The 12,086-nt window shown below is 54.4% G+C and carries 9 protein-coding genes and 7 tRNA genes; 15 read left to right on the forward strand and 1 reads right to left on the reverse strand.

Annotation, left to right across the window (positions count from 1 at the left end; all coding sequences use genetic code 11):
• Nucleotides 1-522: 522 nt before the first annotated feature.
• The 8 genes from asnB to IMQ33_RS22145 all read left to right on the forward strand — a co-directional run bounded on the left by asnB (nt 523) and on the right by IMQ33_RS22145 (nt 3,105).
• Nucleotides 523-2,187, forward strand: a complete 1,665-nt coding sequence (asnB, locus tag IMQ33_RS22110) for an asparagine synthase B (RefSeq protein WP_046808104.1) — start codon at nt 523-525, stop codon at nt 2,185-2,187.
• 217 nt (nt 2,188-2,404) lie between these two features.
• Nucleotides 2,405-2,481: transfer RNA gene (locus tag IMQ33_RS22115), tRNA-Met, on the forward strand.
• Between the two features lie 9 nt (nt 2,482-2,490).
• Nucleotides 2,491-2,575, forward strand: a tRNA-Leu gene (locus IMQ33_RS22120).
• 30 nt (nt 2,576-2,605) lie between these two features.
• Nucleotides 2,606-2,680, forward strand: a tRNA-Gln gene (locus IMQ33_RS22125).
• 41 nt (nt 2,681-2,721) lie between these two features.
• A tRNA-Gln gene (locus tag IMQ33_RS22130) sits at nt 2,722-2,796 on the forward strand.
• A 42-nt stretch (nt 2,797-2,838) separates the two neighbouring features.
• Nucleotides 2,839-2,913: transfer RNA gene (locus tag IMQ33_RS22135), tRNA-Gln, on the forward strand.
• A 29-nt stretch (nt 2,914-2,942) separates the two neighbouring features.
• Nucleotides 2,943-3,019: transfer RNA gene (locus IMQ33_RS22140), tRNA-Met, on the forward strand.
• Between the two features lie 11 nt (nt 3,020-3,030).
• Nucleotides 3,031-3,105: transfer RNA gene (locus tag IMQ33_RS22145), tRNA-Gln, on the forward strand.
• Nucleotides 3,106-3,187: 82 nt separating this feature from the next.
• On the opposite strand, the gene ubiF is transcribed toward IMQ33_RS22145, so the two are convergent.
• Nucleotides 3,188-4,369 (reverse strand): 3-demethoxyubiquinol 3-hydroxylase, encoded by a 1,182-nt coding sequence (ubiF, locus tag IMQ33_RS22150; protein WP_196062724.1) that lies wholly within the window; start codon nt 4,367-4,369, stop codon nt 3,188-3,190.
• 176 nt (nt 4,370-4,545) lie between these two features.
• Here ubiF and miaB point away from each other — a divergent pair, with 176 nt between their 5' ends.
• From miaB to IMQ33_RS22185, 7 genes are all read left to right on the forward strand, one after another.
• Nucleotides 4,546-5,970 (forward strand): tRNA (N6-isopentenyl adenosine(37)-C2)-methylthiotransferase MiaB, encoded by a 1,425-nt coding sequence (miaB, locus tag IMQ33_RS22155; RefSeq protein ID WP_024483191.1) that lies wholly within the window; start codon nt 4,546-4,548, stop codon nt 5,968-5,970.
• A 93-nt stretch (nt 5,971-6,063) separates the two neighbouring features.
• Nucleotides 6,064-6,399 (forward strand): zinc ribbon domain-containing protein YjdM, encoded by a 336-nt coding sequence (locus IMQ33_RS22160; RefSeq protein WP_021179990.1) that lies wholly within the window; start codon nt 6,064-6,066, stop codon nt 6,397-6,399.
• Between the two features lie 224 nt (nt 6,400-6,623).
• Nucleotides 6,624-7,679 (forward strand): PhoH family protein, encoded by a 1,056-nt coding sequence (locus IMQ33_RS22165; RefSeq protein ID WP_024483192.1) that lies wholly within the window; start codon nt 6,624-6,626, stop codon nt 7,677-7,679.
• Nucleotides 7,676-8,149 carry an rRNA maturation RNase YbeY gene (ybeY, locus tag IMQ33_RS22170; protein WP_021179992.1) on the forward strand — a complete coding sequence of 158 codons (474 nt, stop codon included), beginning with the start codon at nt 7,676-7,678 and terminating at the stop codon, nt 8,147-8,149. The genes IMQ33_RS22165 and ybeY overlap by 4 nt, the downstream gene beginning before the upstream one ends.
• A gap of 81 nt (nt 8,150-8,230) precedes the next feature.
• Entirely contained in the window at nt 8,231-9,109 is an 879-nt protein-coding gene (gene corC / locus IMQ33_RS22175; protein ID WP_021179993.1) for a CNNM family magnesium/cobalt transport protein CorC, read from the forward strand.
• A 7-nt stretch (nt 9,110-9,116) separates the two neighbouring features.
• Nucleotides 9,117-10,646 (forward strand): apolipoprotein N-acyltransferase, encoded by a 1,530-nt coding sequence (gene lnt, locus IMQ33_RS22180; protein WP_196062725.1) that lies wholly within the window; start codon nt 9,117-9,119, stop codon nt 10,644-10,646.
• 362 nt (nt 10,647-11,008) lie between these two features.
• The gene (locus IMQ33_RS22185) at nt 11,009-11,905 is read left to right on the forward strand and encodes an amino acid ABC transporter substrate-binding protein (RefSeq protein ID WP_065686407.1); all 897 of its coding nucleotides are present in this window, start codon (nt 11,009-11,011) and stop codon (nt 11,903-11,905) included.
• Nucleotides 11,906-12,086: the final 181 nt, after the last annotated feature.

Here is a 12,086-nt window from a genome sequence, read left to right on the forward strand (position 1 = left end):
TCGTTGATCGCTTGACGTAATACCTTACCGTTCTTGTTCTTACCCCCTACTTTCCGGAGTCGCACAAGCTAATCAAGATCTCTGGACAGCTCCCTCTCCCAGTGGGGTCCGATCGAGCTCGTTGATCGCTTGACGTAATACCTTACCTTTCTTGTTCTTACACCCTACTTTCCGGAGTCGCACAAGCTAATCAAGATCTCCGGACAGCTCCCTCTCCCTGTGGGAGAGGGTTGGGGTGAGGGAAAACATCGATCATCAAAACGCCAGAAAATTTATCTCACCCTCGCCTCATTCGGTAATAAATTAGATATTCGACAATTTTTACCGCATAAAAATGAACATCCGCTAATTTTAGCACTCCCCCCAATGACTATTTTTCAGCGTAACGTTAAATCGCTTGCATACACCTCAACTTTTGACGCATTTTCATTATCAGAAGGCAGCAAAGCCGCACCGTTGACTTTACATGCAGGCGCGCTGTACATCACATCACCGCCATAAAATGTCGTTAGGAGAGTTTGTATGTGTTCTATTTTCGGTGTGCTCGATCTGAAGTCCGATCCGGTTGAATTGCGTAAAAGAGCGTTGGAACTGTCGCGCCTGATGCGCCATCGCGGCCCAGACTGGTCCGGCGTTTACGCCAGCGATAAAGCCATTCTGGTTCACGAGCGCCTGTCGATTGTTGACGTGAATAACGGTGCCCAACCGCTGTACAACGCTGCGCACACCCACGTATTGGCGGTTAACGGTGAAATTTATAACCATCAGGCCCTGCGTCAGCAGTTGGGTGAGCATTATCAATTCCAGACCGGCTCTGACTGCGAAGTGATCCTGGCGCTGTATCAGGAAAAAGGCCCGAACTTCCTGGACGATCTGCAAGGTATGTTCGCCTTTGCCCTATACGATACTGAAAAAGACGCTTACCTGATTGGCCGCGACCACCTCGGCATCATCCCGCTGTATATGGGCCACGATGAGCACGGCAACCTGTATGTCGCTTCTGAGATGAAGGCGCTGGTGCCGGTCTGCCGCAGCATTAAAGAGTTCCCGGCGGGCAGCTACCTGTGGAGCCAGGACGGTGAAATCCGCGAATACTACCAGCGTGACTGGTTCGATTATGACAACGTCAAAGACAACGTCACCGATGCCAACGCCCTGCGCAACGCGCTGGAAGAGTCGGTCAAAAGCCACCTGATGTCGGACGTGCCTTACGGCGTGTTGCTCTCGGGCGGGCTGGATTCCTCGGTGATCTCTGCCATCACCAAAAAATATGCCGCACGCCGGGTAGAAGATGATGAGCGCAGTGAAGCCTGGTGGCCACAGCTGCACTCCTTCGCCGTCGGGCTGGAAGGTTCCCCGGATCTGCGTGCGGCTCAAGAGGTTGCTAACCACCTTGGCACCGTCCACCATGAAATCCACTTCACGGTACAGGAAGGCCTGGATGCCATCCGCGATGTGATCTACCACATCGAAACTTACGACGTCACCACCATCCGTGCCTCCACGCCGATGTATCTGATGTCACGCAAGATTAAAGCGATGGGCATCAAGATGGTGCTGTCCGGCGAAGGGGCGGATGAAGTGTTCGGCGGCTACCTGTACTTCCATAAGGCGCCAAATGCCAAAGAATTCCACGAGGAAACCGTGCGTAAACTGCTGGCGCTGCATATGTACGACTGCGCTCGTGCCAACAAAGCGATGTCTGCCTGGGGGGTAGAAGCCCGCGTGCCGTTCCTGGATAAAAACTTCCTGGACGTGGCGATGCGCATCAACCCGCAGGATAAAATGTGTGGCAACGGCAAGATGGAGAAGCACATTATTCGCCAATGCTTCGAGTCTTATCTGCCCGCTAGCGTGGCCTGGCGCCAGAAAGAACAGTTCTCCGACGGTGTCGGTTACAGCTGGATCGATACGCTAAAAGAAGTCGCTGCCAAGCAGGTTAGCGATCAACAGCTTGAAACCGCACGTTTCCGCTTCCCGTACAACACGCCAAACAGCAAAGAAGGCTACCTGTACCGCGAGATTTTCGAAGAGCTGTTCCCACTGCCGAGCGCGGCGGAATGTGTCCCGGGCGGCCCTTCCGTAGCCTGCTCATCGGCAAAAGCCATTGAATGGGACGAATCCTTCAAAAAAATGGATGACCCATCAGGCCGTGCCGTAGGCGTACACCAGTCAGCCTATAAGTAAACCGTCACCGTTTTACCTTCGGCGGGCCTGATGGCCCGCTTTTTTGTGGATGTTTTCAACCGCTAACCCTCCGAACTGCCGTTTTTATCACCATACTGTTCACAACCCAGACAAACAAGCCGCCCAGTCGCTTTTTCGGGAAAAAACTAGTTGACGCAAATCGGCCATATACGCATAATGCGCCCCGCAACGCCGATGAAGGTTGAGCGAAAAAGATGGCTACGTAGCTCAGTTGGTTAGAGCACATCACTCATAATGATGGGGTCACAGGTTCGAATCCCGTCGTAGCCACCAATCTTTTTTGCGGGAGTGGCGAAATTGGTAGACGCACTAGATTTAGGTTCTAGCGCCGCAAGGTGTGCGAGTTCAAGTCTCGCCTCCCGCACCATTTTCTTTCATCAGTCGCGCATACAGCAGGTGGGGTATCGCCAAGCGGTAAGGCACTGGTTTTTGATACCAGCATTCCCTGGTTCGAATCCAGGTACCCCAGCCATCTTTTCAGATGGAACGCTGTAAAAAAGTTGATTATGCTATTGGGGTATCGCCAAGCGGTAAGGCACTGGTTTTTGATACCAGCATTCCCTGGTTCGAATCCAGGTACCCCAGCCATCTTTTCAGGATGGGGCGCAGTAAAAAAGTTAATTGTGTTATTGGGGTATCGCCAAGCGGTAAGGCACTGGTTTTTGATACCAGCATTCCCTGGTTCGAATCCAGGTACCCCAGCCATACAACACCGTTAACCAGCAACATAAAATGGCTACGTAGCTCAGCTGGTTAGAGCACATCACTCATAATGATGGGGTCACAGGTTCAAATCCCGTCGTAGCCACCATGCTTTACAATTGGGGTGTCGCCAAGCGGTAAGGCTCTGGTTTCTGATACCAGCATACCCAGGTTCGAATCCTGGCACCCCAGCCAAATTTAGAAAAGCTCGCTTCGGCGGGCTTTTTGCTTTTCTGAGTTTGGATAAAATGGGCGCAGCATGCGGCGCCCCATGTCATCACAGACCTAATGCATACTTCAGCGCCCGCTCTTTCAGCTTGCCCGCCCTTTCCGCTACCATCAGTGCCAAATTGCGCGCCACGCCCAGCGGAGCAAGGTTATTGCTGAAGGCGGTATAGAACAGATCCATGCCGCTTTGCATCAGCAGGTTATCGGTGCGACGACGGCGCTGATAGCGCATCAGCACCTCTTCACTCGCCCAATCCTCTCCCTGCTCACGGGCGTCGCTCACGATCTCCAGTAATGCATCCACATCACGATAGCCAAGGTTCACCCCCTGCCCGGCCAGCGGATTGATGGTATGTGCAGCATCGCCGAGCAACACCAGCCCTGATTGCACATAGCGTTGTGCGTGGCGGCGCACCAGTGGGAAAGATCCGGCGGTATGAGCCTTCACCGTGCCCAAGCGGGATGGGAAAGCCACCGCTATCTCTTGTTCGAGCTGTGCCATAGGTAACGCCTGCAACTGGCGAATACGCTGCGGGCTGTCATACCACACCAGTGTTGCCCACTTGTCATACAGCGGCAGGAACGCGCGTGGGCCTGAGGGGAGGAATTGCTGCCAGGTCACATCCTGCTGCGGTTGATCGGTTTCCACGGTGATCAACATGCAAGACTGACGGTATTGCCAACCGCTGGTGCCAATCGCCGCCAACTTGCGTACCTGTGAGTGAGCACCGTCGGCACCCACCACCAAACGCGCCTGTATGGTCTCTGACGAGCTTAACGTCACCTGCCATTGGTTATCCGCTCGATGCATCGCCTGCAGCCTGGTGGGGCAGTACAGCGTTAAATTCTCGCATTGTGACAACTGCTGCCATAGGGCAAGCTGCAATATACGGTTCTCGACCATAAAACCCAGCTCTGGCAGCCCAAGCGTTGCGGCATCAAACGCCACCCGTGAAGACTCCCATTCCCAGGTTTCCAGCCTGCGGTAGGGTGCCGATCTCATCTGCAACACCGCAGGCCAGGCATCAAGCTGCTTCAACAAGCCAACGGAGGTGCAGCCAATAGCAGAGATCCGCAGGTCCGGCGGGCTTTGGGGATCGAACGTATCGGGAGCCTCGTGCTCTAACAAAGCGACCGACAATCCGGCGCGAGCCAGCCCCAGCGCGGCAGCAGCTCCCACCATCCCGCCGCCAACCACCACGGCATCAAAGCGTTTTTGAGAAGTGTTCATTTTGGCTATACTTTTGGTTAATTAGGCATCTTGGCTCAGTGTACCGGATTTTTAATCCGGCTTCAGGTCGCATGCTACTGCCACTTCGCTGGTCACCAGCGCGCCAAATGATTACAATGGCCTTCCTGCATGGCGCGTAACGCAATTTTCTCTCCGCACTGAGTAATGGCAAGTCAATGACGAAAAAACTACATATCAAAACCTGGGGCTGCCAGATGAATGAGTACGACTCATCGAAAATGGCAGATTTGCTGGGAAGCACACACGGCTTCGAGTGGACTGAAAACGCTGAAGAAGCGGATGTGTTGCTGCTCAATACCTGCTCGATCCGCGAGAAGGCGCAGGAAAAGGTTTTCGCGTTGTTGGGCCGTTGGAAGCAACTGAAAAAGAACAACCCCGATCTGATTATTGGCGTCGGCGGCTGCGTTGCTTCACAGGAAGGGGAACATCTGCGCCAGCGCGCACCCTGCGTTGACATCGTTTTTGGCCCGCAGACCTTGCACCGCCTGCCGGAGATGATCAACCACGTGCGCGGTTCGCATAGCCCGATCGTGGACATCAGCTTCCCGGAAATCGAAAAGTTCGACCGCCTGCCTGAACCCCGTGCCGATGGGCCAACCGCCTTCGTCTCGATCATGGAAGGCTGCAACAAATACTGCACGTTCTGCGTGGTGCCTTACACCCGCGGTGAAGAAGTCAGCCGCCCAAGCGATGATGTTCTGTTTGAAGTCGCTCAGTTGGCCGCCCAGGGCGTACGTGAAGTGAACCTGCTGGGCCAGAACGTCAACGCCTATCGTGGCGCAACCTTTGATGGTGGCATCTGCTCATTTGCCGAACTGTTGCGCCTGGTGGCCTCCATCGACGGGATCGATCGCATCCGCTTTACCACCAGCCACCCGATTGAGTTCAGCGATGACATTATCGCGGTGTATGAAGATACACCCGAGCTGGTCAGCTTCCTGCATCTGCCGGTACAAAGCGGTTCAGACCGCATTCTGACCATGATGAAACGCGCCCACACGGCGCTGGAATACAAAGCGATTATCCGTAAGCTGCGTCAGGCACGGCCCAATATCCAGTTCAGCTCTGATTTCATTATCGGTTTCCCAGGGGAAACCCAGGCCGATTTTGAACAGACCATGAACCTGATTGCCCAGGTGAATTTCGACACCAGCTTCAGCTTTATCTACTCTTCGCGCCCCGGCACTCCTGCGGCAGACATGGTTGACGACGTCAGCGAAGAAGAGAAAAAACAGCGTCTGTATCTGCTGCAAGAACGGATCAACCAGCAGGTGATGCAGTTCAGCCGCCGTATGCTTGGCACCGTGCAGCGTATTCTGGTCGAGGGCACCTCACGCAAAAGCTTGATGGAACTCTCTGGCCGTACCGAATGCAACCGGACGGTCAACTTTGAGGGCACCCCAGATTTGATCGGCCAGTTCGTCGACGTCGAAATTACTGAAGTGTTAACCAATTCTCTGCGCGGTACCCTGATCCGCACCGAACAGCAGATGGAACTGCGCGTGCACCAATCCCCTCAAGCGGTGATTGCACGTACCCGTAAGGAAGATGAGCTGGGCGTCGGTAGCTACCAACCCTGATCGCCCCGCCACCTTGGCATTTTCCTTTTTCTCTGCCGGGCAGTCATTGTCCGGTAATTTTGTTTTTTATTTTGATTATGAGGCGACACAATAATGCAACTCCCACACTGCCCGAAGTGCAATTCCGAATACACCTACCAGGATAACGCCCTGTTCATCTGCCCTGAGTGCGCCCATGAGTGGAGCGACAGCGCGGCCGTTGAAGATGCCGATACCCTGATTGTCAAAGATGCCAACGGTAACCTGCTGGCGGATGGCGATGCGGTGACCGTGGTCAAGGATCTGAAGGTCAAAGGCAGCTCTTCCATGTTGAAGATCGGCACCAAGGTGAAGAATATCCGCCTGGTCGAAGGCGATCACAACATCGATTGCAAAATCGACGGCTTTGGCCCGATGAAGCTGAAATCCGAATTTGTGAAGAAGAGCTGATTTCCGCTGTTAACCTGCTGTTGGGCCAAACTATTTGGCCCAATTCTGCCCCCTCCCCCCTTGAATTCCCTCCGCTGCGCACAGATAGATCAGAGGTAAACTTGCGCCAGTGCGGTACACCATGAATAATTCAGGGTAGAGCTGTTCGGGGGTTGCCCTGAATGCCCGCGCTGAAATCGCGTTACGTGACATCAACCAGGCCCTGTTGAGCCTTGAGGAATCGTTTGAACGTCGCAACACAAGAAATCCTGTTGGAGCCCGCAGACAACCAACGCCTGTTGAGCCTGTGCGGCCCGTTTGATGACAACATCAAACAACTCGAACGTCGGCTGGGGATTGAAATCAACCGCCGTGACAACCGTTTCAAGCTGGTCGGTAAAAACCTGTGCGTGGTTGCCGCCGCCGATATTTTGCGCCATCTGTATGTGGATACCGCGCCGATCCGTGGCGTGACCCCAGATATCGATCCGGAACAGATCCACCTGGCCATCAAAGAGAGCCGGGTGCTGGAGCAGGTGGCAGACAGCGTGCCGGATTACGGCAAATCGGTCACCATCAAGACCAAGCGCGGCATGGTGAAGCCCCGCACGCCTAACCAGGCGCAATATATCGCCAATATTTTCGCCCATGACATCACCTTTGGCGTTGGCCCGGCGGGTACCGGTAAAACCTATCTGGCGGTTGCGGCTGCGGTAGATGCTCTGGAGCGCCAGGAAATCCGGCGTATCCTGCTGACCCGCCCGGCGGTTGAAGCGGGTGAGAAGCTGGGCTTCCTGCCGGGAGATCTGAGCCAGAAAGTCGACCCGTATCTGCGCCCGCTGTATGACGCCCTGTTTGAAATGCTGGGCTTTGAACGCGTGGAAAAGCTGATCGAGCGTAACGTGATAGAAGTTGCGCCGCTGGCCTACATGCGTGGCCGTACGCTGAATGATGCCTTTATCATTCTCGATGAAAGCCAGAACACCACCATCGAACAGATGAAGATGTTCCTGACGCGTATCGGTTTCAACTCGAAAGCGGTGATCACCGGCGACGTGACCCAGATCGACCTGCCACGCAATCAGAAATCCGGCCTGCGCCATGCGGTGGAAGTGCTGTCTGAGGTGGAAGAGATCAGCTTTAACTTCTTCCACAGCGAAGACGTGGTGCGCCATCCGGTAGTCGCCCGTGTGGTGGTCGCCTATGAAGCCTGGGAAGCCGCCGAACAAAAACGCAAAGATGCCATCGCCGAACAACGTAGACGTGAGGCACCGGTTGCCTCCGAACAGGAAACACCATGAGCCAGGTTATTCTGGATTTACAAATTGCCTGCGCCAGCAGTGAAGGATTACCGGATGAAGCCACCTTCCAGCGCTGGCTGGAAGGGGTATTGCCACAGTTTCAGGAAGAGGCCGAAGTCACCATCCGCTTAGTGGATGAGGCGGAAAGCAATGAGCTGAATCTGACTTATCGTGGTAAAGACAAGCCCACCAACGTGTTATCATTCCCGTTCGAGGCACCGCCGGAAGTCGAACTGCCGCTGTTGGGTGATTTGATTATTTGCCGTCAAGTGGTTGAACAGGAAGCGGTTGAACAACAGAAAGCGCTGGAAGCACACTGGGCGCATATGGTTGTTCACGGTAGCCTTCATCTGCTAGGGTATGACCACATCGAAGACGATGAAGCCGAAGAAATGGAATCTTTGGAAACCGAGATAATGCAGGAGATGGGTTACCCAGACCCTTACCTCGCGGAAAAAGATCCTACCTGATGTTAGCTGAGCACCCCGCAGCCCCGATTGGGGCTGTCGCTAATTTTGATAACTCAATAGAGTGATATTAACTAAAACGCCATGAGCGACGACCATTCACAAAGCAATGACAGCCCCAGTCCCAAGAAGGGGTTCTTTACTCTTATCCTTAACCAGCTGTTCCACGGTGAACCTAAAAACCGTGGCGATCTGGTAGAGCTGATCCGTGATTCCGAGCAAAACGACCTGATCGATCCCGATACCCGTGACATGCTGGAAGGCGTGATGGATATCGCCGAGCAGCGCGTGCGCGACATCATGATCCCGCGCTCCCAGATGGTGACGCTCAAGCGTAACCAAACGCTGGAAGAGTGCCTGGACGTGATTATCGAATCCGCCCACTCGCGCTTCCCGGTGATCAGCGAAGATAAAGATCACATCGAAGGCATTCTGATGGCCAAGGACCTGCTGCCGTTTATGCGCGCAGACTCCGAGCCGTTCAGCATCGACAAGGTGCTGCGTACCGCCGTGGTGGTACCGGAAAGCAAGCGGGTTGACCGGATGCTGAAGGAGTTCCGCTCCCAGCGTTATCACATGGCGATTGTCATTGATGAATTCGGCGGCGTCTCTGGTCTGGTGACCATCGAAGACATTCTGGAGCTGATTGTCGGGGAAATTGAGGACGAATATGACGATGAGGAAGATCGTGACGTTCGCCAACTGAGCCGCCACATGTTCACCGTGCGGGCGCTAGCGCCGATCGAAGACTTCAACGACACCTTCGGCACCCATTTCAGCGACGATGAAGTGGACACCATTGGCGGCCTGGTGATGCAAGCCTTCGGCCACCTGCCAGCGCGCGGGGAAACCATTGAAATCGAAGGTTACCTATTTAAAGTTGCGATGGCCGACAGTCGACGTATCATCCAGGTTCATGTCAAAATTCCGGACGACGCCCCGCAACCGAAACTGGAAGAATAACTTATCCATGGCTAAAGCCTCATTACTTGATCGCCAGCGGGTTCGCGCCCTGCTGGCGCTTTTGACCGGTGCCTGTGGCACGCTGGCCTTCTCCCCTTACGATATCTGGCCTGCGGCTATTGTTTCGCTGTTCGGCCTGCTGGCCGTGACCCTCAACCGCACCACCAAACAATCCGCCCTGCTCGGTTTCTGCTGGGGCATGGGGCTGTTCGGTAGCGGCGTGAACTGGGTTTACGTCAGCATTGCCGATTTCGGCGGTATGCCGTTTGCCATCAATATCTTCCTGGTCGTGCTGCTGGCCGCCTATCTTTCGCTGTATACCGGGTTATTCGCCGGCTTACTGACGCGGATCTGGCCACGTACTACCTGGTGGCGGCTGGCCATTGCCGCCCCGGCGCTATGGCAACTGACCGAGTTCCTGCGCGGTTGGGTGCTGACCGGTTTCCCCTGGTTGCAATTCGGTTATACCCAGATCGATGGCCCACTGAAAGGCATTGCGCCATTGCTCGGCGTGGATGCAATCACGCTGCTCCTGATGTCCCTCAGCGGCCTGCTGGTATTTGCCCTCAATCAGCGGCGCATCACCCCGGCGATCATTGCTATCGCCATGCTGTTGCTGCCGTGGCCGCTGCGCCAGATCCACTGGTTTACGCCGCAGCCGGATAAAGCGGTGAACGTCGCCATGGTGCAGGGCAATATCGAGCAGTCGATGAAGTGGGATCCGAAGGCGTTGCTCAGTACGCTGCAAGCCTATCTGGATGAGAGCCGTCCGTTGATGGGCAAAGTGCCGATCATCATCTGGCCTGAGTCCGCCATTCCCGATATTGAGAGCAATCAGAACGGTTTCCTGACCATGATGGACGATCTGATGCGCGCCAAGAACAGCAGCCTGATCACCGGTATTGTGGACGCTCGCGCGACTCAGCAAGGTACGCAGTTCTTCAACAGCGTGATCGTGCTTGGTGAGGAACAGCCTTACAGCTACCCGGCAGCCAATCGCTATGACAAACATCACCTGGTGCCTTTTGGTGAGTTTGTGCCGTTGGAAACGCTGCTGCGCCCGTTGGCTCCGTTATTCGACCTGCCGATGTCCTCGTTCAGCCGTGGTAATTATGTGCAGCCACAGCTCAGCGTACGCGGTTATAACCTGACGGCAGCCATCTGCTATGAAATCGTGCTGGGCCAGCAGGTGCGCGATAACTTCCGTCCGGATACCAACTTCCTGCTGACCGTGTCCAACGATGCCTGGTTCGGCCATTCCATCGGCCCATGGCAGCACTTCCAGATGGCGCGTATGCGTTCATTGGAGCTGGGCAGGCCGTTGCTACGTAGCACCAATAACGGCATCACCGCCGTCGTTGGCCCAACCGGCGAAGTGTTGGCATCCATCCCACAGTTCACCCGCAAAGTGCTGGAAGTGAAGGTGACACCAACTACCGGCATCACGCCGTATGCCCGCTTTGGCTCTGCGCCAGTGTGGATTCTCACCGTGCTGCTGGGTGGCATCGCGCTGCTCATTAGCTGGCGGCGTAGATAAGTTCTCTTTGGGCACGGTGCCTTGCCGTGCCCTCTTCATTTCTTGTTGCCCCTTCCCTTTTATGTTTCTGGCATGCTCCTTGCTTTAATTACCCTGTAGAACGTTGCTGATTTACTTTAACTGACATCTTGTCGCATCCGTGCACAACTCCAGCGCAAGTCTCGCACCCCAGTGGTGCATCAGGGGTTTATTGCATTCATTTGGTGCGCGTGATGTCGCAAAAAATGAAACAACTTAGTTTCATCTTGTTCACAATCGGTTATTTTCTATCGTAAATCGGCATTAGGACTATCTTTATAGCTCAGCCGTATTAACCCGCCCTCCCTGAGTGCGGGCAATCACAACAGCACAGGAGTTGGACCATGCAAATGCGCAAATTGGCGTTATCGTTACTGCTGATCGGGATGGCGAGTAGCGTAGCCCATGCGGAAGAACTGACCGGTACGCTGAAGAAAATCAAAGATAACGGCGTGATTGTTGTTGGCCACCGTGAATCCTCAGTTCCGTTCTCCTACTACGATAATCAGCAGAAAGTTGTGGGTTACTCCCAGGACTATTCCAACCAAATCGTTGATGCCATCAAGAAGAAATTGAACGAGCCTAATCTGCAGGTGAAAATGCTGCCGATCACCTCGCAAAACCGCATTCCACTGTTGCAAAACGGCACCTTCGATTTTGAGTGTGGCTCCACCACCAACAACCTCGAGCGCCAGAAACAGGCAGCATTCTCTGATACCATCTTCGTCGTCGGTACCCGTCTGCTGGTCAAGAAAGGCTCCGACATCAAAGACTTTAAAGATCTGGCCGGTAAAGCCGTGGTCGTCACTTCAGGCACCACTTCCGAAGTGTTGCTCAACAAGCTGAACGACAAAGATCAGATGAAAATGCGCATCATCAGCGCCAAAGACCACGGCGATTCCTTCCGTACCCTGGAAAGTGGCCGTGCGGTGGCGTTTATGATGGATGATGCCCTGCTGGCAGGCGAACGCGCCAAGGCCAAGCAGCCGGATCAGTGGGAAATCATTGCCACTCCTCAGTCCAAAGAAGCCTATGGCTGCATGATGCGTAAAGACGATCCAGAGTTCAAAAAACTGGTGGATGAAACTATCGCTCAAGCTCAAACCTCTGGCCAGGCTGCCAAATGGTTTGAGGTCTGGTTCAAACAGCCAATCCCACCCAAAAACCTCAACATGAACTTCGACCTGTCCGACGACATGAAGCAGTTGTTTAAAGAGCCGAACGACAAAGCGCTGAACTAATCTAAAAAGATCAAGCCAGCCAAGCTGGCTGTTGTAGATGACCGTAACAGGACAGACAGGTATGCGGGGGGCCGTTCCCCTCCCGCATTCTTTCCTAAACACGACTCAGGGCACACCAAAAAGCCAGCCTGACTGGCGTGCGCCACGACTGAACGGTCATCAAGTTGTAAGGTGTTCTGCA

This window comes from Serratia sp. Res13-Sevr-LER1-36-b (assembly GCF_015673035.1).
Classification (GTDB): domain Bacteria; phylum Pseudomonadota; class Gammaproteobacteria; order Enterobacterales; family Enterobacteriaceae; genus Chania; species Chania fonticola_C.

Coding starts and splice junctions, on each gene's coding strand:
- asnB (WP_046808104.1), top strand. CDS start 523: ATGTGTTCTATTTTCGGTGTGCTCGATCTGAAGTCCGATCCGGTTGAA.
- ubiF (WP_196062724.1), bottom strand. CDS start 4,369: ATGAACACTTCTCAAAAACGCTTTGATGCCGTGGTGGTTGGCGGCGGG.
- miaB (WP_024483191.1), top strand. CDS start 4,546: ATGACGAAAAAACTACATATCAAAACCTGGGGCTGCCAGATGAATGAG.
- IMQ33_RS22160 (WP_021179990.1), top strand. CDS start 6,064: ATGCAACTCCCACACTGCCCGAAGTGCAATTCCGAATACACCTACCAG.
- ybeY (WP_021179992.1), top strand. CDS start 7,676: ATGAGCCAGGTTATTCTGGATTTACAAATTGCCTGCGCCAGCAGTGAA.
- corC (WP_021179993.1), top strand. CDS start 8,231: ATGAGCGACGACCATTCACAAAGCAATGACAGCCCCAGTCCCAAGAAG.
- lnt (WP_196062725.1), top strand. CDS start 9,117: ATGGCTAAAGCCTCATTACTTGATCGCCAGCGGGTTCGCGCCCTGCTG.
- IMQ33_RS22185 (WP_065686407.1), top strand. CDS start 11,009: ATGCAAATGCGCAAATTGGCGTTATCGTTACTGCTGATCGGGATGGCG.